Source organism: Enterobacter sp. PI-10 (genome assembly GCF_027947695.1).
Lineage (GTDB): Bacteria > Pseudomonadota > Gammaproteobacteria > Enterobacterales > Enterobacteriaceae > Enterobacter > Enterobacter vonholyi.
In genome coordinates, this window is the sequence record NZ_JAJNOG010000002.1 from 183,091 (window position 1) to 204,496 (window position 21,406).

The 21,406-nt window shown below is 56.0% G+C and carries 19 protein-coding genes; 7 read left to right on the forward strand and 12 right to left on the reverse strand.

Annotation, left to right across the window (positions count from 1 at the left end):
- Positions 1-53 precede the first annotated feature (53 nt).
- From rstA to ydgH, 4 genes are all read right to left on the reverse strand, one after another.
- Positions 54-770 (reverse strand): two-component system response regulator RstA, encoded by a 717-nt coding sequence (rstA, locus tag LRM19_RS05415; RefSeq protein ID WP_021241154.1) that lies wholly within the window; start codon positions 768-770, stop codon positions 54-56.
- Between the two features lie 110 nt (positions 771-880).
- Entirely contained in the window at positions 881-1,603 is a 723-nt protein-coding gene (gene folM, locus LRM19_RS05420; protein WP_111965687.1) for a dihydromonapterin reductase, read from the reverse strand.
- Positions 1,604-1,642: 39 nt separating this feature from the next.
- A complete protein-coding gene (locus tag LRM19_RS05425) occupies positions 1,643-3,025 on the reverse strand; it encodes an amino acid permease (protein WP_115874886.1) in 1,383 nt (460 codons plus the stop codon).
- Positions 3,026-3,210: 185 nt separating this feature from the next.
- Positions 3,211-4,155: a DUF1471 family protein YdgH gene (gene ydgH, locus LRM19_RS05430; protein WP_271367750.1), complete on the reverse strand. Its 945-nt coding sequence runs from the start codon at positions 4,153-4,155 to the stop codon at positions 3,211-3,213.
- 534 nt (positions 4,156-4,689) lie between these two features.
- Here ydgH and pntA point away from each other — a divergent pair.
- Together pntA and pntB are read left to right on the forward strand one after the other, a co-directional pair.
- Positions 4,690-6,219 carry a Re/Si-specific NAD(P)(+) transhydrogenase subunit alpha gene (gene pntA / locus LRM19_RS05435; protein WP_133294265.1) on the forward strand — a complete coding sequence of 510 codons (1,530 nt, stop codon included), beginning with the start codon at positions 4,690-4,692 and terminating at the stop codon, positions 6,217-6,219.
- 10 nt (positions 6,220-6,229) lie between these two features.
- Positions 6,230-7,618 carry a Re/Si-specific NAD(P)(+) transhydrogenase subunit beta gene (gene pntB / locus LRM19_RS05440; RefSeq protein ID WP_032668239.1) on the forward strand — a complete coding sequence of 463 codons (1,389 nt, stop codon included), beginning with the start codon at positions 6,230-6,232 and terminating at the stop codon, positions 7,616-7,618.
- 63 nt (positions 7,619-7,681) lie between these two features.
- Here the strand turns inward: pntB and uspE are convergent, their stop codons facing one another.
- The 7 genes from uspE to LRM19_RS05475 form a co-directional block, all read right to left on the reverse strand.
- Positions 7,682-8,632: a universal stress protein UspE gene (uspE, locus tag LRM19_RS05445; protein WP_032640084.1), complete on the reverse strand. Its 951-nt coding sequence runs from the start codon at positions 8,630-8,632 to the stop codon at positions 7,682-7,684.
- 109 nt (positions 8,633-8,741) lie between these two features.
- Positions 8,742-8,924, reverse strand: coding sequence for a hypothetical protein (locus LRM19_RS05450; protein WP_014883604.1), 183 nt, complete (start codon positions 8,922-8,924; stop codon positions 8,742-8,744).
- Between the two features lie 147 nt (positions 8,925-9,071).
- Positions 9,072-9,824 (reverse strand): fumarate/nitrate reduction transcriptional regulator Fnr, encoded by a 753-nt coding sequence (gene fnr / locus LRM19_RS05455; RefSeq protein ID WP_006174991.1) that lies wholly within the window; start codon positions 9,822-9,824, stop codon positions 9,072-9,074.
- A 183-nt stretch (positions 9,825-10,007) separates the two neighbouring features.
- A complete protein-coding gene (ogt, locus tag LRM19_RS05460; RefSeq protein WP_115874888.1) occupies positions 10,008-10,523 on the reverse strand; it encodes a methylated-DNA--[protein]-cysteine S-methyltransferase in 516 nt (171 codons plus the stop codon).
- 10 nt (positions 10,524-10,533) lie between these two features.
- Positions 10,534-12,060: a p-aminobenzoyl-glutamate transporter gene (gene abgT / locus LRM19_RS05465; protein ID WP_271367751.1), complete on the reverse strand. Its 1,527-nt coding sequence runs from the start codon at positions 12,058-12,060 to the stop codon at positions 10,534-10,536.
- A gap of 41 nt (positions 12,061-12,101) precedes the next feature.
- Positions 12,102-13,547: a M20 family metallopeptidase gene (locus LRM19_RS05470; RefSeq protein ID WP_271367752.1), complete on the reverse strand. Its 1,446-nt coding sequence runs from the start codon at positions 13,545-13,547 to the stop codon at positions 12,102-12,104.
- Positions 13,547-14,857: a M20 family metallo-hydrolase gene (locus LRM19_RS05475; protein WP_271367753.1), complete on the reverse strand. Its 1,311-nt coding sequence runs from the start codon at positions 14,855-14,857 to the stop codon at positions 13,547-13,549. The genes LRM19_RS05470 and LRM19_RS05475 overlap by 1 nt, the downstream gene beginning before the upstream one ends.
- A gap of 175 nt (positions 14,858-15,032) precedes the next feature.
- On the opposite strand from LRM19_RS05475, the gene LRM19_RS05480 reads away from it, so the two are divergent.
- Both LRM19_RS05480 and smrA read left to right on the forward strand, forming a co-directional pair.
- Positions 15,033-15,944, forward strand: a complete 912-nt coding sequence (locus LRM19_RS05480; protein WP_111965698.1) for a LysR family transcriptional regulator — start codon at positions 15,033-15,035, stop codon at positions 15,942-15,944.
- Between the two features lie 356 nt (positions 15,945-16,300).
- Entirely contained in the window at positions 16,301-16,864 is a 564-nt protein-coding gene (smrA, locus tag LRM19_RS05485) for a DNA endonuclease SmrA (protein ID WP_271367754.1), read from the forward strand.
- A gap of 27 nt (positions 16,865-16,891) precedes the next feature.
- Here the strand turns inward: smrA and tcp are convergent, their stop codons facing one another.
- On the reverse strand, positions 16,892-18,553 hold the full coding sequence (tcp, locus tag LRM19_RS05490) for a methyl-accepting chemotaxis citrate transducer (RefSeq protein ID WP_111965700.1): 1,662 nt from the start codon (positions 18,551-18,553) through the stop codon (positions 16,892-16,894).
- Positions 18,554-18,697: 144 nt separating this feature from the next.
- Between tcp and LRM19_RS05495 the strand changes: the two genes are divergently transcribed.
- The 3 genes from LRM19_RS05495 to umuC all read left to right on the forward strand — a co-directional run bounded on the left by LRM19_RS05495 (position 18,698) and on the right by umuC (position 21,404).
- Positions 18,698-19,564 carry an aldo/keto reductase family oxidoreductase gene (locus LRM19_RS05495; protein ID WP_271367755.1) on the forward strand — a complete coding sequence of 289 codons (867 nt, stop codon included), beginning with the start codon at positions 18,698-18,700 and terminating at the stop codon, positions 19,562-19,564.
- 159 nt (positions 19,565-19,723) lie between these two features.
- Positions 19,724-20,158: a translesion error-prone DNA polymerase V autoproteolytic subunit gene (gene umuD / locus LRM19_RS05500; protein WP_271367756.1), complete on the forward strand. Its 435-nt coding sequence runs from the start codon at positions 19,724-19,726 to the stop codon at positions 20,156-20,158.
- Positions 20,142-21,404: a translesion error-prone DNA polymerase V subunit UmuC gene (umuC, locus tag LRM19_RS05505; protein ID WP_111965703.1), complete on the forward strand. Its 1,263-nt coding sequence runs from the start codon at positions 20,142-20,144 to the stop codon at positions 21,402-21,404. Before umuD ends, umuC begins: the two co-directional genes overlap by 17 nt.
- The last annotated feature ends 2 nt before the right edge of the window (positions 21,405-21,406 follow it).

Below are 21,406 nucleotides of genomic sequence, written 5' to 3' on the forward strand. Positions count from 1 at the left end.
GCGAAAGAGAAGGCATCGTCGCGCAATGCCTTCATTTCTGTCAGGTTATCTTCTCAGGTTTCCCACGCATGTGGGGCAAACAGATAACCCTTATTACGCACGGTTTTAATGCGGTAGGGCTCGGTGGCGTTATCCTGCAGTTTTTTGCGCAGACGCGAAATCGCCACGTCAACGCTGCGGTCCATTCCGTCATAGCTCACGCCACGCAGGTTTTTCAGCAGCGCGTCACGGTCCATAATCTGTCCGGCATGCGTTGCCAGCTCCCACAGCAGGTCAAAATCTGCGGTAGAAAGGGCGATAAGTTCGCCAGAGAGCAGCACCTGACGATTAATCGGATCAATAGACAGCGTCCCGAAGCGCATCGCTTTGTGCGGCGTCAGAGACGGCGCCGGTGCTTCGCGTTCGATACTGGCGTGCTGGCGTAAATGGAGGCGCAGGCGAGCAAGCAGGACGGCAGGCGGTGTGGTTTTCAGAATGTAGTCATTGGCACCCATCTCCAGCGACAAAATGTGGTTCATATCGCTGTCCAGCGAGGTGAGCAGGACAATAGGGCCCTCCCACCGGGCGCGCAGGTCACGGCAGAGCGTCATGCCGTCTTTGCCTGGCAACATGATATCCAGCAGCACCAGATCCGGGTTTTCACGGACGACCACCTCTTCGGCACGATCGCCGCGAGGTTCAACAATGACGTCCATATCATGTTTACCCAGATAGGCGGCGATCAGCTGCCCGACTTCGGGTTCGTCTTCAACATAAACAATCTTATTCATACAGCGTCTGTTTTCGTGAAAAAAGCCAACATACACCGCGAAACCTTAACCTTCCATTAATCTTTCTAAATTAACGCCGGTTCCGTAATTCTGGCTGTTATTCGCTTTCACTAGCGCAGCGGACGGCCACCGTCCACGGCAAAGGTTCTGCCGGTGACGTAGCAGCTGGTGAGCAGGTAATCCACGAGGTCGATGACCTCTTTCTCGCCGGGGGCGATTTTCATGAGCGACTTATTCAGCGCCTGCTGGCGATACTCTGCATCATCGTTTTCGTTAAACAAAATCATCGCCGGGGCGATGGCGTTCACCTTCACCTCCGGGGCGAGCTTGCGGGCAAACGAGCGGGTCATGTTATCCAGCGCGGCTTTACTGGCCGCGTAGGCGATGTGCTTGTCGCTGCCGCGCTCCACTACATAATCGGTGAAATGAATGATGTCGCCCGCAGCGTGCCCGTGGCCGCGCAGCAGGTCCTGCAGAGCGTGGTTAAGCAGATAAGGGGCATTGACGTGGATCTGCAGCATGGAGGAGAGCGTTTCGCTAAGTGACGTACCGGGTTTTTCGGCACGCCATGCGCTGGCGTTATGGATCACGGCGCGCAGACCCGTCGTGGTGGCTTTTACCGTTTCCGCGAAAGCCAGAATGCCTTCATCGGTTGAAAAATCAGCCTGAATGCAGACCGCCCCCGCTTTGCGTAACCCTTCAATCGACGGGTATTCCGTACGGTAGCTGACAATGACCGGATGGCGAAGGTTGAGAAAGTGATGGGCGAGGGCGAGGCCGATACGGCGGCCTCCACCGGTAATCAGTATTGGGCGAAGCGGTGCATTTCCCATCGTATTCTCCTTTACAGTTCAACAATGGGAAAGGCGATGCTATCCCATTAACATCCAGGTTGCCGGTAGGGCAGCAACCAGTAACAGTCCAATCAATGCCATCTCACGGCGTTTCAGCGCGTTCTCCAGCTGATGCGTGCGGCGGGCATAGATAAACACCAGCAGACCCGGTGCGTACAGCACTACCGACAGTAGCAGATGCATAGGACCGGAAGCATACAACAACCACAGGCCGTAAATACAGGCTCCGACACCCACAACATAATGCGCCGGGCGTGTGGCAATTTTTAACAGATACGCACCCACTAAGAAATAGGGTACCAGAATCATCTCCGAGGCGATGGTCAGCAGGGTGTTATAGTCTGAACCTGTGAGCCAGATCAGCACCAGACAGACCTGAACGCTGATGTTGGTCAGCCAGAGCGATGCCGACGGCGCGCTGTTTTGGTTTTGACGGGCGAACAGGCGTGGAAACGCTTTGTGCGTCGCGGCCAGGAAAGGCACTTCAGCCGCCATGATGGTCCAGCTCAGGTACGCGCCGCAGACGGAGATGATAAGGCCAGCCGCAATCACCACGTCGCCCCAGGGGCCGAGCATTTTCACCATCAGCCCTGCCATTGACGGGTTACGCATTTCAGCCAGTTCAGGACGCGCCACCACGCCCAGCGACAGCAGCGTTACCAGCAGATAGACCCCGAGCGCAGCGAGTACGGCCAGCAGCGTGGCGCGGCCCACATCGCGTTTATTTCGGGCTCGGGCAGAAACCACGACCGCGCCTTCTACACCGATGAACACCCACAGGGTAATCAGCATCGTGTTTTTCACCTGCTCCCAGACGGGGACGCCCAGCGCAACGCCGCTGAAATCAAGCTTAAACACGTCCATACGGAACGCAATGAAGGCCAGAACGATAAACAGGCCGAGCGGAACCAGCTTCGCGAGCGTCGCTACCAGGTTGATGCTGGCGGCCGTTTGTACGCCACGTAACACCAGCCAGTGGACGAACCACAATAACACCGAGGCACCCACAATAGACTGCCATGTATTTCCGTCGCCAAAGAGGCGCAGCTCAGGCGTGTCGGTAAAGAAACTGAGCGCCGAGAAGACGATTACCAGATAGGAGACGTTGGCGATAACGGCACACAGCCAGTATCCCCACGCGGAACAGAAGCCAATCAGCTCGCCGAAACCTTCACGCGCATAGGTGAAAATACCGCCGTCCAGATCCGGGCGAATGCGGGTGAGCAGCAGCATAGCGAAGGCCAGCAGCAATATTCCGACACCCGTAATGCCCCAGCCAATGATGAGCGCAGAAGGGCTCGCGACTGCCGCCATATTTTGCGGCAAACTGAATACGCCCGCACCCAGCATTGAGCTTAAAACGAGTGCAGTCAGAGCACTCAGGCCAAGTTTCTTTTCCATTGGCTTCCTGTTATGAAAGGTCAAAATCCAGAATAATTATTTCGCTCAGGCGCATAAAAATGGTGGATCACACTAAGGCGCGGGATTTTACGGAGTGTAACGAAAGCATGCAATGACGTGAGGCAGAAAATCAAAAAAAGTAACAAAAAAGGCGGCATTGCGCCGCCTTTCGTAAACGACTTTTGTTACTTGTACAGATCGGCGCTGATGGTCACGTTGTTACCACGTTCCTGCCACTGGCGGGTGATGTGGTAGTACTTCGCCCCTTTCTTCGCCGCACGCTTCGCGACCTGGTAAGAGACTTCCGTCATGTTGCCGTAGTTGCCGGTAAATTTGATGCTGTCGAACGGCACCATCTGCGCAGCAGTGGCGTTGTTCAACTCTTCAATTTTGGTACCGTCCGGCAGCGTAACGGAGTAACGGCCACCTTTCGTGGACTGCGTTTCAAAGAAACGACCCACTTCAGCGCTTGGGGCCGCCGTCGTTGCGATGCCTGGAATTTCAACTTTCTTCGCGGCTTCGCCACCTTTCGCTATCGCCGCGCGACCCGCTTCTGAATTCGCCGGGATGGCATCCGGGCTTTGCAGAACACGTTTTTTCGCATCTTTTTTATAGATGAACGCGGTAATGCGCTGGTTGCCACCCTGGTTAGCATCGACCTGACGCACGATGTAGAAAGAATAAGCTCCTTTCTCTTTCGCGGCTTTGGTGATGGCATCGTTCACTTCAGGCTGGCTGCGGTAAAAGCCCTGAACGGTGACGGTGTCGTAGGGTTCCAGCTCAATCGCCTGATCTTTCGGCAGTTCAACAACACCGTTGATCACGCGGTTTTTCGGTGCGTCAGCTTTTGGCGCATTGTCTTTGAATAGCGCGATGGTCACGCGCAGGTTACCGCTGTTGCCGTAATCGGACTGGTCAACGACATAAAACGAGGCCGCCCCGTTTTTATCAGCAGCTTTTGATGCAGCGGCGACGGCGTCGCCAATAGAATTATAACGACCCACAATGACCGTATGGTCAAAAGGTTTTAACGCTGCCGCTTGCTCCGGCGTTAACTCTGTTGCGGCATTCGCAGACAGGGCGGTCGCGGAAAGAAGTGCGGACGCCAGGAGTGTGTTCTTAAGCTTCATAAAAATGATCCTTCGCCTTGCGCAAACCATGTACTGGTATTGTTGTTAATTTGAGACGGTCCCGATTATTGCATTTAAAACCCGTCGCTGTCTGCGCCATTTTTCACTGCCTGTGCTCACTGAATCACCTTATTCGATAACATTTAGTGATATGTTGAAAAAACACGCGTTTGACAAGTAAAACTGATAAAGCATATGACTTTTACAAGTTAATTTAATGTTAATAAGTTGTTCTCTTACGGCGCTATATCATGTTTTTACCGCTTCGCTTGCGCGATTTATCGGTTCCGGCGATGAATTTAAGGTAAATATCACTGTCAGTGACGCCGATCGCTTATTTTTCACAGATAAAGTAAGAAATAGTGTTTTCTGGCGGTAGATCACGGGCGCTATTTTCAGTAGGTTATAGACAGTTTGTTACGTTTTATTTTCCGGGGTTAATCATATCTCGTCGCTTGCGCGATGGTGAAAATTGATACAAACCGCGGGCATTTATCGATAAACCATCATCAAGAACCGATGGAAGGGAAAACTATGCGTATTGGGGTACCAAAAGAACGGTTAGCCAATGAAACCCGCGTAGCGGCAACACCGAAAACGGTGGAGCAACTGCTTAAGCTGGGTTTTACGGTCGCGGTTGAAAGCGGCGCGGGCAAACTGGCGAGTTTCGATGACGAGGCCTTTATCCAGGCTGGCGCGGAAGTGGTCGACGGTGCTGACGTCTGGCAGTCGCAGGTGATTCTGAAGGTCAACGCACCGGAAGAGGGTGAGATTGCGCTGCTGAATCCGGGGACAACCCTGGTGAGCTTCATCTGGCCTGCGCAAAACCCGGAGCTAATGGAGAAGCTGGCGGCCCGTGGCGTGACCGTAATGGCGATGGACTCCGTGCCGCGCATTTCGCGCGCGCAGTCGCTGGATGCCTTAAGCTCCATGGCAAACATTGCTGGCTACCGCGCCATTGTTGAAGCAGCCCACGAATTTGGTCGCTTCTTTACCGGTCAAATCACCGCCGCGGGTAAAGTCCCTCCGGCGAAAGTCATGGTGATTGGCGCGGGCGTGGCGGGCCTTGCTGCAATCGGTGCGGCAAATAGCCTGGGCGCTATCGTACGTGCCTTTGACACCCGTCCTGAGGTAAAGGAACAGGTTCAGAGTATGGGGGCCGAATTCCTTGAGCTGGACTTCAAGGAAGAAGCCGGCAGCGGCGACGGTTACGCGAAGGTGATGTCCGAAGCCTTTATCAAAGCCGAAATGGAACTCTTCGCCGCTCAGGCGAAAGATGTCGACATTATTGTCACCACCGCGCTTATCCCGGGTAAACCTGCGCCGAAGCTGATTACCCGTGAGATGGTTGATTCCATGAAGCCGGGCAGCGTGATTGTCGACCTGGCCGCCCAAAACGGCGGTAACTGTGAATATACCGTACCGAATCAGGTGACCACGACCGCTAACGGCGTGAAGGTGATCGGCTATACCGATCTGCCGGGCCGTCTTCCAACGCAGTCTTCTCAGCTGTACGGCACCAACCTCGTCAACCTGCTTAAGCTGCTCTGCAAAGAGAAAGACGGCAACGTCACCGTTGATTTCGACGATGTGGTGGTGCGCGGTGTGACCGTGGTCCGTGAAGGTGAAATTACCTGGCCTGCGCCGCCTATTCAGGTTTCTGCTCAGCCTCAGGCGGCACCAAAAGCGGCGCCTGAGCCAAAAGAATCTGCTAAACCGGCTTCACCGTGGCGTAAATACGCGATCATGGCGCTGGTGATTATTCTGTTCGGCTGGCTGGCTGACGTCGCGCCAAAAGAGTTCCTCGGTCATTTTACCGTCTTCGCGCTCTCCTGCGTCGTAGGCTACTACGTGGTCTGGAACGTCTCCCATGCGCTGCACACGCCGCTGATGTCGGTAACCAACGCCATCTCCGGGATCATCGTGGTGGGGGCGTTACTGCAGATAGGTCACGGCGGCTGGATCAGCTTCCTGAGCTTTATCGCGGTGCTGATCGCCAGTATCAATATTTTCGGTGGTTTCACCGTGACTCAGCGCATGCTGAAAATGTTTCGTAAAGGCTAAGGGGTAGCATATGTCTGGAGGATTAGTGACAGCCGCATACATTGTTGCTGCAATCCTGTTTATTTTCAGTCTGGCGGGGCTTTCCAAACACGAAACGTCTCAGCAGGGGAATAACTTTGGTATCGCCGGGATGGCGATTGCGTTGATTGCCACCATCTTCGGGCCGGATACCGGCAACGTAGCGTGGATCCTGGTGGCGATGATCATCGGCGGCGCGATTGGTATTCGTCTGGCAAAACGCGTTGAAATGACCGAGATGCCGGAGCTGGTTGCCATTCTGCACAGCTTTGTGGGTCTGGCCGCGGTGCTGGTGGGCTTCAACAGCTATTTGTATCACGAACCGGGTCTGGAACCGATACTGGTCAACATCCACCTGACTGAAGTGTTCCTGGGCATCTTCATCGGTGCGGTGACCTTCACCGGCTCCATTGTTGCGTTTGGTAAACTGCGCGGAAAGATCTCCTCTAAACCGCTGATGCTGCCAAACCGTCATAAGCTGAACCTGGCGGCGCTGGTAGTGTCATTTGTTCTGCTGGTGGTCTTCGTGCGTACCGAAAGCGTCGGTCTGCAGGTGCTGGCGTTGCTGGTAATGACCATCATCGCGCTGGCATTTGGCTGGCACCTGGTGGCGTCCATCGGTGGTGCGGATATGCCGGTAGTTGTCTCGATGCTGAACTCCTACTCCGGTTGGGCGGCAGCGGCGGCAGGCTTTATGCTGAGCAACGACCTGCTGATCGTCACCGGTGCGCTGGTGGGTTCTTCCGGTGCGATCCTGTCTTATATAATGTGTAAGGCGATGAACCGTTCGTTCATCAGCGTAATCGCCGGTGGTTTCGGGACAGATGGATCTTCTTCCAGTGCTGATGAAGAAGTGGGTGAGCACCGTGAAATTTCTGCGGAAGATACCGCAGACATGCTGAAAAACTCGCATTCCGTGATCATCACTCCCGGCTACGGCATGGCGGTGGCGCAAGCGCAGTATCCGGTTGCGGAAATCACCGAGAAGCTGCGCGCGCGGGGCATCAAGGTTCGCTTTGGTATTCACCCGGTGGCAGGGCGTCTGCCGGGCCACATGAACGTGCTGCTGGCGGAAGCGAAAGTACCTTACGACATCGTGCTGGAAATGGATGAGATCAACGATGATTTCGCCGACACCGACACCGTGCTGGTCATTGGTGCCAACGATACCGTTAACCCTGCTGCACAGGACGATCCGGGTAGCCCAATCGCCGGTATGCCGGTTCTGGAAGTGTGGAAGGCGCAGAACGTAATCGTCTTCAAACGTTCTATGAATACCGGTTATGCCGGGGTGCAGAACCCGCTGTTCTTCAAAGAGAATACCCACATGCTGTTTGGCGATGCTAAAGCCAGCGTGGATGCGATTCTGAAAGCGCTGTAAGTTACGCTGAAACGAAAAAACCGCCGAATTTGGCGGTTTTTTTATTGTCGGGCGGCGCAGGTGTTAATCGTCTTCCGGATCGTCCAGCTCAACCGGCGTCTGGTACTCATCCGGCTTAATGACCAGCAGGTCGCAGCGCAGATGGTCGATCACCTGTTCAGCGGTATTGCCGAGGAAGGCGGCAGAAATACCGGTCCGGCCGATAGTACCCAGCACCACAATCCCCGCCTGCAGGTGTTCCGCCAGGTCCGGGATCACCTCTTCAGGCAACCCTTTTTCCACGTGGGTCATTTTCTCATCAATGCTGAATTTCTGGCGCAGCGCTTTCATGGCCAGCAGATGCTGACCGCGGATCGCGTCGTTGTACACGCTCGGGTCAAATTCAGGTAGCTCAATGGCAATGTTAATAGGGGTGACCGGATAGGCACCTACCAGGTGCACTTCAGTATGATTGACCTGGTCGGCAAGCTGGATGGTCTCCTTCACCAGCTTCTCGTTCAGGGAGTTGTGGTAATCCTCTTCGCTAGCGAGGTTTACCGCCACAACGGCTTTCCCGCCTTCAGGCCACGGCTGGTCTTTCACCATCCAGACCGGGCAAGGGCATTTGCGCAGCAGGTGCCAGTCGGTCGGGGTGAAGATCACGGATTCCAGCTTGTCGTGCTGGTGCGCCATCTTCAGCAGCAGATCGTGCCCACCGGCGACAACTTCCTGGATGATGGCTTCGAAAGGTCGGTTGTGCCAGACCACTTTAATATCAATGGGAACACCCGCTTCCAGGTAATACTTCGCCTGTTCTCGGATCCACGCGGTACGCTGGCTGATGACGCCCTGACGCATAGCGGTTCGCTCGTCAGGCGACAGAAGGGTGGTCATCTCATACGAGAAGTCATAGATCGGCAAAAACGCTTTGATTTTGCCACCAATCCGTTGATGTAAATACACAGCACGTCGTAATGCCGGCTGATCGTCCTGGTTCGGATCGATAGCTACCAGCATGTTTTGATACTTGGCCATACAGGTCTCCTTACTACTGTCACCACAGTCTGTAATTAAAAGAGTAACCTATATATCCTGAATGAAACAGAGGGGAGGTTTTGCCAGATCAATATTTCATGAAAATTTATCAGAGGAAAAGTACCGTGGTCGTCACCGCGATAAACGCAATAAACAGCAGCACCATCACTGCTATCGCAAAGGTCGTGGAGTCCTGGACGTAGGTTTTTTCTTCCCCCTTCATTGGGCCGACAAGCATGATCCAGATGAAGATAAAGGTCACTGAGGCAATCACGACTGAAACGAAAAACAAACTTTCTCTCAATTCATAACCTCAACGAGAACCTTTCGGGCGCTGTGTGGGGGTGTGCTACGGTGAAAAGGTCAGATAAATGACGGGGTAATATGCCAGACCAATGAATCAGGAAAATTTATCGGTCTGGCAGTATACGTATGGCGTTTACGCCACGTTACGGGCGTGCCCGGCAAGAACGGCCAGCGCTTCACCGTTTTCGATAGTGATGTATTTACCCTTAACGGCCAGCATCCCGCTTTTCTGGAAACGACCCAGCAGACGGCTGATGGTTTCCACGGTCAGACCCAGGTAGTTGCCGATATCGCCACGCGTCATCGTCAGACGGAATTCACGCGGCGAGAAGCCACGCTCGGCGAAGCGGCGGGAGAGGTTGTAGATAAACGCGGCCAGGCGCTCTTCGGCATTCTTTTTAGAAAGCAGCAGGATCATGTCCTGATCGCCTTTGATCTCACCGCTCATCAGACGCATCATCTGCTGACGCAGGTTAGGCATCTTGCCGGACAGATCGTCCAGGGTTTCAAACGGAATTTCGCAAACCATCGAGGTTTCGAGTGCCTGAGCAAAGCTCGGGTGGTGGCCCGTACCGATGGCATCAAAGCCTACCAGGTCACCCGCCAGATGGAAGCCGGTGATCTGCTCATCGCCCTGTTCGGTGATGGTGTAGCTCTTGATGGTGCCAGAACGGATAGCATAGAGCGATTTCAGTTCGTCTCCCGCTTTAAACAGCGTCTGCCCTTTCTGAATAGGCTTCTTACGCTCGATAATATTATCAAGCTGATCGAGTTCATGCTCATTCAGGGTAAACGGGATACAGAGCTGGCTGATGCTGCAATCCTGGCAATGGATAGCACAACCGCCAGACTGAATGCGTCGTATAATTCGCTTTTCCGGGATCATAGGTTTGCTCAAGCCTTAATTGATATTGGTCAATTTTAACATCTTTTTGGTAAGTACGTAAGCCTGACAAACCCTCAATAAGGACAAGAGACGACAATGCGTCGCCATCTTCTTGAAATTCCACAGCTTGATTATGGATTTTTAGCCTAACCGGTAGAAAATTAAGCACAAAAAGCCTGGGAACTAGAGCAAGAGATACCCTTCGTGACGCAGCAACCACTCTTTTCGCTGCACGCCACCGGCATAGCCTGTCATGGTACCGTTGCGGCCAATGACGCGATGGCAGGGCACCACTATGCTGACCGGGTTAGAGCCGTTAGCGGCACCCACCGCGCGTGCAGCGCCTGCGCGACCTAACTGCTCCGCGAGCTGGCCGTAATGCATGACCTGCCCGCACGGAATCGACCGCAGCGCCTGCCACACTTCGCGCTGAAAAGGCGTGCCAGCCGTGGCGGTCGGCAGAGTATCAATGATGCTGAGATCGCCTTCGAAGTACGCCGCAAGCTTGTCGCTCAGTCCACCCGGATTGGTGGCGCTGATACGTTCATAACCCTGCAGGCGGTAATGAATATTGAGCAGCTCTTCCATGCGGTCGCTGTGCTCTTCCCACTCAACGGCGCGCAGGCAAAACTGCTCGTCCGCGATCACCCACAGCGGCCCAAGCGGCGTCGCAATCTTATCTTCGAGTAATCTCAGCATCCTCATTCCTTTAGTTTAGCCTCGGGTATATTCCCGGCCCAATCGGCAGGCCGACAAGATACCACGCCACCAGCATCACCAGCCATACCCCTAAAAAGATAAGTGGGTAGGGTAAAACCAGCGAATAGTAGGTACCCAGTTTGGCCTCGGGTTTATAGCGCTGGAGGAAGCCTAAAAACAGCGGAACAAACGGCGAAACCGGTGCCAGCGGTATCACCGAGGAGTCCGCGATACGGAACAGGATCTGGGCAAACGCCGGGTGAAAACCCAGCATCATAAACATCGGCACGAAGATCGGGGCCAGAATCGACCAGATGGCGGAGCCGCTGGCGATAAACATGCACAGCAGGGATGACAGCAGCGCCAGGCCGACAAACGCCGGTACGCCGCTTAGCCCGGCAGCCTCCAGCGCGTCGGTCAGGCCCACGGCCATAAACTTGCCCATGTTGCTCCAGTTAAACATCGCCACAAACTGGGCCAGCGGGAACACCATCACGATAAAACCCGCCATCTCCTTCATCGGCTCGATCATCAGCTGCGGCAGATCGCCCTGGCGGCGGATTTTACCGGTGGCGATACCGTAGGCGAGCGAGACGACAAAGAAAAACAGAATAATCAGCGGCACGATGCCCTGGATAAACGGCGAAGGCAGGACCGTATGTTTAACCGGATCGCGCAGTATGCCGTTTTCCGGCACCACCATCAGCGCCACCGCGGCGATAAAGGCCAGCGAGACAATCCCCGCCACGCGCAGGCCAAAGCGCTGCTCTTTGCTCAGGGTTTCCAGCTTTTCATCACTGCGGCCTTCCCATTTGCCCAGGCGCGGCTCGACGATCTTATCGGTAATCAGCCCGCCGACAATCGTCAGGACAATGACCGAGCTTGCCATAAAGTACCAGTTGTCGATCACGCTGACGTGCATGGCCGCATCAATGGTTTTCGCCGCCTCCGTACTGATGCCCGAGAGCAGCACGTCGGTGGTGACGATCAGCAGGTTGGCAGTGAATCCACAGCCCACGCCCGCAATCGCCGACAGCAGGCCCGCCACGGGGTGGCGCCCGACGGCGAGGAAGATCAGCGCCCCCATCGGCGGCATGATCACCAGCGCGGCGTCGGAGGAGATATGGCTAAAGAAGGCGATAAACAGCACCATGTAGCTGGCGTGCCGCGCGCTGACGTGAGAAGCCATCTTTACCATCAATGCGGGCAGCAGGCCCACGCGTTCGGCCAGTCCGGCACCCAGCACCAGCGCCAGAATGGCGCCCAGCGGGGCGAAGCCGCTGAAGTTTTTAATCACGTTGGGTAAAAACCAGTGCAGCCCCTCAACGCTGAGCAGGTTTTTCACCGCCACCAGGCTGCCGTCGGCCGGACTGCGCACGCTGACGTCAAAGGCGGAGAGCACGGCAGTGGCGACCATCAAAATCACAATCAGATAGATAAACAGCAGGAAAGGGTGCGGCACTTTATTGCCGATCCTTTCAACCCAGCCATAGAGCTTACCGGATGGGGAATGCGAAGGTATGGATGACATACTCATGGGCGTTCCTCGGGAGTGTTGTTGTGTTGTGTTATGTTTTTTTATTTTAAAGGTGACGGTGTCACGCCCTGTGGGATCGGACACGCGTACGGTTTTTCTTGTATTTGCTGTTCAAACTCTTCACGGCATTTTTTCAGCAGCGATGCGTCCTGCAGCAGATTGAGCGCGGTTGCGCCCATCACTTTTCCGGCCAGCAGCATGCCTTTGTGGGCAATAGAGGTTCGCCCCTGAGACACCAGCTGCCAGGTGTGCAGCGGCGTGCCGACGGTAAAGCAGGGGCTGAAGCACTGGGCCACCGGCATTTTCCAGCTGACGTCGCCCACGTCGGTTGAACCCGCCAGCACGTTGTCGGTGACGGCGTAAGGCGCGACTTCATCTACCAGCAGCGTCGCCTGATGACGACGGGCAAAGGCTTTACCCGCGTCGCCACCCGTGGCGGCAATATTTTTCAGGCTGTTTTGCAGATCGTTGGGCGTCAGCGTGGCGCGGATCTCGCGGGCAAATTTTCGCTCTTCTTCGGTCCACTGCGGCGTGCCGTAGTGCTGCAGGGCGCGATACATCGCCGCCTCGAGCGTGCGGTTCGGCAGGTAGCTTGAGCAGGCTTTATCAAAGCGACACTCGACGGTGGTTTCGGTCATCATCGCCGCGCCCTGGGCAATTTTCTCGATGCGTTCGTAGATCTGCTGCGCATCGGCCATCTCCGGGGCGCGGATCAGGTACAGCACTTCGGCCTGCGCCTGTACCACGTTGGGGGAAATCCCGCCGGTGTCGGTGATGGCGTAATGGACGCGCGCTTTCTCAATGATGTGTTCGTTGAGGAAGTTGGTGCCGGTGGTCATCAGCGTCACGGCGTCCAGAGCGCTGCGTCCCAAATGGGGGGAGTTGGCCGCGTGCGCCGCCACGCCGTGAAAACGCCAGGCGGCCTGAATATTCGCCAGCGTGCTGACGTTAAACATCCCGGCAAAGGCTTCCGGGTGCCAGGTGACGGCGGCATCGACGTCATCAAATAGCCCTTCGCGCACCATAAAGGTTTTCCCGGAGCCGCCTTCCTCACCGGGACAGCCGTAGAAACGCACCGTTCCGCTGCCGCCGTGCTGCTCCAGCCAGCTTTTCACCGCCACCGCGCCCGCAAGCGCCGCGGTGCCTAAGAGGTTATGTCCGCAGCCGTGGCCGTTAGCCCCCGGCGTGGCGGTTTGCGCGGTCGCGCAGTGTGCCTGCTGGCTTAACCCGGCCAGCGCGTCGTACTCGCCCAGCAGGGCGATAACCGGTTTTCCGCTGCCGAAGCTGGCGATAAAGGCATTTGGAATACCGCCTGCCTCGCGGGTCAGCGTGAAGCCTTCTGCTTCCAGCTCGCTGGCCAGCCGTTCGGCGGACCAGAACTCTTCAAAGCGGGTTTCGGGACGATCCCAGATCGCGTCGGCAATATCGGTTAACGTCCGACATCGCGTATCGATCGCATCGGCAATAAAAGCGTAGTTCTCCTGCATTACACACCTCGCGTCCACGGGAAATTGAGCGCAGTTCGCGCCAGCGTTTCGATGGCGACAGGCATCACCTGCTCATCGAAGTCGAATTTTTCGTTGTGATGTCCGGCGCTCAAATCCGTGCCAAACACCATATAGGACGCCATGCCGCCGTTCTGCTGCACGCGTGCCATCATCAGCGTGGCGTCTTCGGAACCCGCTGGCGCTTTCACCTTATCGATGGCGTGAACAACCCCGGAAACCCGGCTCGCCTGTTCGCGCAGATAATCAACCCAGGCCGGCGTCGGCGCGCTGGAGGTGGCTGCCCCCATCAGGCGCATCTCCGCGCTCACGCCGTAGAGCGCCGCCGCGCCGGTAATCACCGCCTGCGCGCGTTCAAAGACATACTGATTAATCGCTTCGCTTTCGCCGCGGGTTTCAACCTTCATCAGGGCATTCGCGGGGACCACGTTGCGCCCGCTGCCCGCCTGCATCACCCCGACGTTCACCCGGGATGCGCCGTCGCTGTGCGGGGCGATGCTGTGCAGGGCGAGGGCGGCCTGCGCGGCGGCGAGCAGGGCGTTACGACCGTCCTCCGGCTTACCGCCCGCGTGCGCGGCCACGCCGGTGAAGCTCACGTCGAACTTGGTGGTGGCCATAAAGTTATCGCTGCCGCAGATTACCGTCCCGGCAGGTACGCCGGTGCCAATGTGAATGGCTGTGAAATAGTCCACGTCATCCAGCGCCCCGGCGGCAACCATGGCGCGCGCGCCGCGCGTTCCTTCTTCGGCAGGCTGGAAGATCAGCTTGATGGTGCCGTTGAGCCGGGCTTCATTCTGCTTAAGCACCTGTGCCAGTCCCAGACCAATCGTGGTGTGGCCGTCGTGCGCGCAGGCGTGCATCATGCCCGGATTGCAGGAGGCAAACCCGTCGCGGAACGGGCGATGGCTGTCGTCAAGCGCTTCGCTTAAATCAAGGGCGTCCATGTCGACGCGAAATGCCAGGGTTGAGCCCGGGCGGCCGGTATTCAGGGTGGCGACAATGCCGGTGAACCCGCCTTCAAACGGCGCCAGCCATTTCTCAGGCGCGCCCTGCGCCCGCGCGCGGGCAAACTCTCGCGCCAGGGTTGTGTCATCGGGTAACCCCATCCGGCTTTCGGCATCGACTACGTCGCGGCCCATCGCCAGTGCGTAACCCAGCGAGTCCAGTATTTCCGCGACTTTCGCGGCGGTACGAAACTCTACCCAGCCGGATTCCGCAAAATGGTGAAAATCGCGACGCCACGCGCTCAGCTGCGGCGTTAACGTCTGGATGTACTGCGCCAGTGTGTCCATATCTGTTCCTGTCATCATTAAAATATGTGAACTGCTTCACGCTGTGATAGTTTTTACTTATCACTAACCGATTTTTCACAGTTTTAACCGTTCAGGAATTACCCTCGCACATCCCTTTCCATTAAAGTAGATGACAGTTTCTTTACTCTGATAAACAACGGTTATCGGTCGGGCTATGACATTCCAGATTAAATTTCATCAAATCCGGGCGTTTGTTGAGGTTGCGCGTCAGGGCAGCATTCGCGGTGCCAGCAGGACGCTGAATCTTTCGCAACCGGCGCTGACCAAATCCATCAAAGAGCTGGAGGAGGGCATGGCGGCGCAGCTTTTCGTGCGCAGGAGTAAGGGCGTCGCGTTGACCGAATGCGGTGAGGGCTTTTACCAGCGCGCCCGGTTGATTCTGGAAGAGCTGCGTGCCGCGCAGGATGACATCCGTCAGCGGCAGGGTGAGCTGGCCGGGCAGATCAACATCGGAATGGGAGCCAGCGTTTCGCGCACGCTTATGCCCGCCGTTATCACACGCTTCCATGCGCAGCATCCGCAGGTCAAGGTGCGGATAATGGAAGGGCAGCTGGTGTCGATGATCAATGAATTACGCCAGGGCGAGCTGGACTTCACCATTAACACCTATTATCAGGGACCTTACGACCAGGAATTTACGTTTGAAAAACTCTTCGAGAAGCCGTTTGCGGTATTTTGTCGCGAAGGGCATCCGGCAACGGGGGCAACGTCGATTAATGAACTTCTGCATTATAACTGGACAATGCCGACGCCGCGGGGAAGTTATTATAAGCAGTTAGAAGAGGTATTTAGCCATCGCTCGCAAATACCGCGAATTGGTGTGGTCTGCGAAACATTTTCTTCCTGTATTAGCCTGGTCGCGCAAAGTGATTTTTTAAGCATATTGCCGCAGGAGTTAGGCTGTGACCCGCTTCTGGCGCACCGCCTGGTCATGCTGCCGGTTGTCGAATCGCTTCCCAAAGCAGCATATTATTTAATTCAGCGCCGTGATTCACGTCAGACGCCCCTTGCTGAATCATTAATTACGCAATTCAGGAGAGAAGCGAGGAAAATAATCGTGGCGTGAAAGTGAGATAATAAAAAAACAGGATCTGCCCGACATCAGACAGATCCTCCAGTACACACAGCAGTGCGTCCTTTCGCCAATCCTGAGTATTATATCCATGAAGCAGGTATATTTAGGTATAACACCTTTTCCGCAAAATGGAAGGGTGTTGAGTGTTTGATTTTACGAAAATTTAACACAAATCACTTATTTCATTCTTGCTGAAATTTTAGTTAAGTCTGATTTAAATCCATTTTATAAATACTATATATATTCATCAGGTTAATATTTATGGCCCACGGCGGCCTGTAACGGTGATTGAGGCCTGTCTCTGGCGCAGGTATAGTACCGTCCTCAGTTGTAGCCGGAGGATATCCATGAACCCTGACGACAAATCCTTTTTTCTTGACGCCATGGAAGATGTCCAGCCGCTGAAGCGTGGCCCGGATATTCACTGGCAGCCCAGCCGCAATACGCGGACGCGCCAGGAGGTGGATAGCGAACAGCTGGATAACTTCCTTACGCTGGATTTTCTTGACCTACTTCCCCTGGAAGAGCCGCTGGCGTTCCAGCGCGAAGGGGTACAGCAGGGCGTTATTGATAAGCTGCACTCGGGTAAATATGCCCGCCAGGCCAGCTTAAACCTCCTGCGTCAGCCTGCCGAACGCTGCCGTCAGATGCTCTATTCTTTTATTCGCCAGGCCGGACGAGACGGGTTACGCAATCTGATTATCATTCACGGGAAAGGGCGCGAGCAAAACTCGCATCCCAATGTGGTGCGCAGCTATCTGGCACGCTGGTTAACCGAGTTCGAGGAAGTGCAGGCCTTCTGCGTGGCGCTGCCGCATCACGGCGGCAGCGGGGCATGCTACGTTTCACTGCGTAAATCCGATGAAGCAAAACAGGAGAACTGGGAGCGACACGCCAAGCGCAGCCGCTAGCGGGCGATATTCTCGCCCGCCTGAAACTCAGAAGGTTTCCCAGTTGCTGTCGGTGGAGGCGTTTGCGGTTGCCGGGCGCAACAGCTGGGGCGTTTTCACGCTGGCCGGGCGCGGGGCTACCGCTTTTTCTTTGCCGTTCAGACGAAACGCGGCTACCGCCTGGCGCAGCTGCTCGGACTGATCTTCCAGCGCCGCCGCCGCCGTGGCGGATTCCTGCACCAGCGCGGCGTTTTGTTGCGTCACGCTGTCCATCTGCGAAACGGCCAGGCTCACCTGCTCAATACCGCGGCTCTGCTCGTCAGAGGCAGAGGAAATCTCGCCCATGATATCGGTCACGCGGGTAACGGCGGCGACGATTTCCTTCATGGTGGTGCCCGCCTCGCTGACCTGCTCAGAACCGGTATTCACCCGGCTGACGGAGTTCTCGATAAGCCCTTTGATCTCTTTCGCCGCCTGCGCGCTGCGGCTCGCCAGGGTACGGACTTCACCTGCAACGACCGCAAAACCACGGCCCTGTTCCCCGGCGCGTGCCGCTTCCACCGCGGCGTTTAGCGCCAGAATATTGGTCTGGAACGCGATGCTGTCGATCACGCCGGTAATATGCGCAATTTGCTGCGAACTGTCGGCGATTTCGTTCATGGTGCGAACCACGTTATCCACGACGTGACCGCCGCGCGCGGCCGTTTCAGAGGCGTTTTTCGCCAGCAGCGTGGCCTGACGGGCGTTATCGGAGTTCTGCTTAACCGTCGCGGTCAGCTCTTCCATGCTGGCAGCGGTCTCTTCGAGCGAGGCGGCCTGCTGTTCGGTGCGAGCGGAAAGATCGTTGCTCCCTGCGGCAATTTCACCTGCGCCGGTGTAGATGGAATCCGTACTTCCCCGTACGGCGCTGACGGTGGTCACCAGCGACTGCTGCATCTCATGCAGGCCGGCGGCCAGCTGACCCATCTCATTGCGACCCGAGATAGCGATCTCCTGCGTCAGGTCGCCCCCTGCAATGGCGCGAATATGGTTCATAATGGAGTGGAGTGGTTTTAACAGCAGGTGCTGTAACCCCTGCCAGATGACCACCAGAACCGCGATCACGGCCAGCAGAATAGCCGCCAGCGTCCACTGCATCTGCGTGAAGCTGCTCTGGTTCTCTTCGGTTGCCGCCTTCAGCAGGGTATTGTTTTCGGCGCGCCAGCGGTTATAGACCGCTTCCATCTCGTCCTGTGCCTGCTGGGCGTCCAGATCGCCATAGGCCTGATAGTTGTCGGCGCGCAGATACTCAATTGATAAACGCATGACTTCGTGCATCTGGTTCCAGGATTTCTGCATCTCGTCGGTCAATGCCGCCTCCTGGCCCTTAACCTGCGGCAGTTTCTGCCACTCTTTGTTATAGGCTTCGGCTTTTGCCAGCGAGTCGCCTGCGGTGCCCAGCAGTTTATTGATCGCCGCAAGGGAAGCCGGGTCACGCTGGTTTTTCAGGTAGCGGATCGCCACGCGGGTGACGGTTACGCGCGTTTTCACCAGCGTGTTCACGCTGTCGCTCAGGCTTTCCTGCTGGGCGTTGAGCACGCCGGAATTCTGGAAGTTATGGCGATCGTTGCTGACGGCAGAGTAGAACAACCCTCCCGTGACAACTTGCAGCAGACAGAATATGGTGAGGGCAAAGATAATTCCGGTAATCACGTGCAGATTTTTCAGCATAGCGGTCGTCCGTTAGAAAGGATGCAGAGGTACACCAATACTATCGTCGTATAGAATTTAAACTTTAATTTAACTCGCGCTTAACTAAGGGCTCCGGTGAGGAACCTGTTGTAAATCCGGATCATTTTTATGAGGAAGGTTAACATGAGCAGCATTGATAAAAGCGGGACGTACGCGCTCGGGACGCGGATGGTGAAACGACTGGGCTACGGTGCGATGCAGCTCGCCGGGCCGGGCGTCTTTGGCCCACCGAAGGATAAGCAGGCCGCGCTGGACGTGCTGCGCGAAGCGGTGGCGGCGGGGGTGAACCACATTGATACCAGTGATTTTTATGGTCCTCATATCACGAATCAGCTGATCCGAGAGGCGCTTCATCCTTACCGGGACGATCTGACGATCGTCACCAAGATTGGCGCCCGTCGCAACGACAAAGGCGCCTGGCTGCCGGCCTTTTCCGCACAGGAACTGACGCAGGCGGTGCATGACAACCTGCGTAATCTGCAGCTGGACGTGCTGGACGTGGTGAATCTGCGGATCATGTTTAGCGCACACGGGCCTGCGGAAGGGTCGATTGCTGAACCGCTCTCCACCCTGGCAGAATTACAGCAGCAGGGGCTGGTGCGGCATATTGGCCTGAGCAACGTCACGGCCACCCAGGTTGCAGAAGCGCAGAAGATGGTGCCGGTGGTGTGCGTGCAGAACATGTACAACATTGTGAACCGGGGTGACGATGCGCTGGTGGATCTGCTTGCGCAGCAGGGGATTGCGTATGTGCCGTTCTTCCCGCTGGGCGGCTTTACGCCGCTGCAATCGTCCGGGCTGAAGGCTGTCGCGGATTCACTGGGCGTCACGGCAATGCAGGTTGCGCTGGCATGGTTGCTGCAGCGTTCTCCGAATATCCTGCTGATCCCGGGCACCTCTTCCGTGGCGCATCTGCGGCAAAACCTCGCGGCGGGAGAACTGCAGCTGCCGCCTGCCGCGCTGGAAACATTGAATACGCTGATGGACTGATCGTCACAGGCGCAAAGCCCGACATGTGCTTCCGGGCTTTGCGCGTTTTAAATCTTCTGACACTTCAACGCGTTTGGGTTCGCTTCCGGAAATGACCTTGATCCTTGTCCATAATCCGTAATACTGTATTTATATACAGTATTCGGCGAGAAAGGCATTATGGACACTCTCTTTTCTTATCAACCAAAACAACTCATTGAATTACCTTTGTTTTTAGAACGTGTTGCCTGTGGGTTCCCCAGCCCGGCACAGGATTACGTGGAGGATCGTCTCGATCTTAACCGGCTGGCAGTAAGGCACCCCAGTGCGACCTATTTTATCAAGGTGAGTGGCGACTCCATGATTGGCGCGGGGATCGGCGACGGCGATCTGCTGGTGGTTGACCGCTCGTTAAATGCCGAACACGGAGATATCGTCGTGGCGTCGGTCGCCGGTGAGTTTACGGTGAAGGAGCTACAGACGCGCCCGGTTCTGAGGTTGTTGCCACATAATGTCCGCTATCAGCCGATTACCTTTCAGTCCGAAGAGGAGCTGCAGATCTTCGGCGTCGTCACCCACACGCTTAAAACGCATAAACATGTTCGCGCTGGTTGATGTGAACAGCTTCTACGCCTCCTGCGAGCGGGTCTTCCGCCCCGATCTGGAGGGGAAGCCCATCGTGGTGGTTTCCAATAACGACGGCTGCATTATTTCACTGTCGCGGGAGGCAAAGCAGTTCGGCATAAAAATGGGGGAGCCGTATTTTAAATTCAAAGAAAAGCTATATCCGTCAAAAGTTTACGTCTTTAGCTCGAACTATGCGCTGTATGCCGATCTCAGCAGTCGGGTAATGCAGACGCTGACCGATCTCGCCCCGGCCATAGAGATTTACTCCATTGATGAGGCGTTCGTGAACGTTTCAGGGGTCAGTCACTGCCTGTCACTGGAAGCGTTTGGTCACCAGATGCGCTCGCAGGTCTTTAAAAATACGGGCTTAACCGTTGGCGTCGGTATTGCCCCGACCAAAACGCTGGCGAAGCTGGCCAACTATGCGGCGAAACGGTGGTCCGGCACCGGCGGCGTGGTCGATCTCTCAGGCCGCGAGCGGCAGCGTAAACTGCTGGAGAAGGTTCCGGTAGAGGAGGTGTGGGGGGTAGGCCGACGCATCACGAAAAAGCTCAACGCGATGGGGATCACCACGGCGCTGGAGCTGGCGGAGGCCTCCTCGTGGGTCATTCGCAAACATTTTAACGTGGTGCTGGAGCGTACGGCCCGCGAGCTTCGCGGTGAGCCCTGCCTTGACCTGGAGGAGTTCACCCCCACGAAGCAGCAAATTATCTGTAGCCGTTCGTTTGGACACCGTATTACGCAGTACGAGGAAATGCACCAGGCGATTTGCGCCTACGCGGAACGCGCCGCAGAGAAACTGCGCGGCGAGCATCAATACTGTCGTTTTATCAGCGTGTTTGTGCGCACCAGCCCGCATGCGGACAACGAAATTTATTACGGCAATCAGGCTTCGGTCACCCTGATGACGCCCACCAATGACTCGCGCGATATCATCCGCGCCGCCACGGAAGCGCTGGGGCGGATATGGCTCGACGGGTATCGCTATATGAAGGCCGGGGTCATGCTGGCGGACTTTTTCAGCAGCGGTGTCGCCCAGCTTAACCTGTTTGACGATAATCGCCTGCGCGCCAACAGCGCGGCGCTGATGGAAACGATCGACAGCCTGAATCATTCCGGCAAAGGGAAGATATGGTTTGCCGGGCAGGGCATTGAGAAACCGTGGGCGATGAAGCGGGAAATGTTGTCACCGGCCTATACAACGCGGTACGCCGATTTGCCGGTGGCGAGGTAGAG

Coding starts and splice junctions, on each gene's coding strand:
- rstA (WP_021241154.1), bottom strand. CDS start 770: ATGAATAAGATTGTTTATGTTGAAGACGAACCCGAAGTCGGGCAGCTG.
- folM (WP_111965687.1), bottom strand. CDS start 1,603: ATGGGAAATGCACCGCTTCGCCCAATACTGATTACCGGTGGAGGCCGC.
- LRM19_RS05425 (WP_115874886.1), bottom strand. CDS start 3,025: ATGGAAAAGAAACTTGGCCTGAGTGCTCTGACTGCACTCGTTTTAAGC.
- ydgH (WP_271367750.1), bottom strand. CDS start 4,155: ATGAAGCTTAAGAACACACTCCTGGCGTCCGCACTTCTTTCCGCGACC.
- pntA (WP_133294265.1), top strand. CDS start 4,690: ATGCGTATTGGGGTACCAAAAGAACGGTTAGCCAATGAAACCCGCGTA.
- pntB (WP_032668239.1), top strand. CDS start 6,230: ATGTCTGGAGGATTAGTGACAGCCGCATACATTGTTGCTGCAATCCTG.
- uspE (WP_032640084.1), bottom strand. CDS start 8,632: ATGGCCAAGTATCAAAACATGCTGGTAGCTATCGATCCGAACCAGGAC.
- fnr (WP_006174991.1), bottom strand. CDS start 9,824: ATGATCCCGGAAAAGCGAATTATACGACGCATTCAGTCTGGCGGTTGT.
- ogt (WP_115874888.1), bottom strand. CDS start 10,523: ATGCTGAGATTACTCGAAGATAAGATTGCGACGCCGCTTGGGCCGCTG.
- abgT (WP_271367751.1), bottom strand. CDS start 12,060: ATGAGTATGTCATCCATACCTTCGCATTCCCCATCCGGTAAGCTCTAT.
- LRM19_RS05470 (WP_271367752.1), bottom strand. CDS start 13,547: ATGCAGGAGAACTACGCTTTTATTGCCGATGCGATCGATACGCGATGT.
- LRM19_RS05475 (WP_271367753.1), bottom strand. CDS start 14,857: ATGGACACACTGGCGCAGTACATCCAGACGTTAACGCCGCAGCTGAGC.
- LRM19_RS05480 (WP_111965698.1), top strand. CDS start 15,033: ATGACATTCCAGATTAAATTTCATCAAATCCGGGCGTTTGTTGAGGTT.
- smrA (WP_271367754.1), top strand. CDS start 16,301: ATGAACCCTGACGACAAATCCTTTTTTCTTGACGCCATGGAAGATGTC.
- tcp (WP_111965700.1), bottom strand. CDS start 18,553: ATGCTGAAAAATCTGCACGTGATTACCGGAATTATCTTTGCCCTCACC.
- LRM19_RS05495 (WP_271367755.1), top strand. CDS start 18,698: ATGAGCAGCATTGATAAAAGCGGGACGTACGCGCTCGGGACGCGGATG.
- umuD (WP_271367756.1), top strand. CDS start 19,724: ATGGACACTCTCTTTTCTTATCAACCAAAACAACTCATTGAATTACCT.
- umuC (WP_111965703.1), top strand. CDS start 20,142: ATGTTCGCGCTGGTTGATGTGAACAGCTTCTACGCCTCCTGCGAGCGG.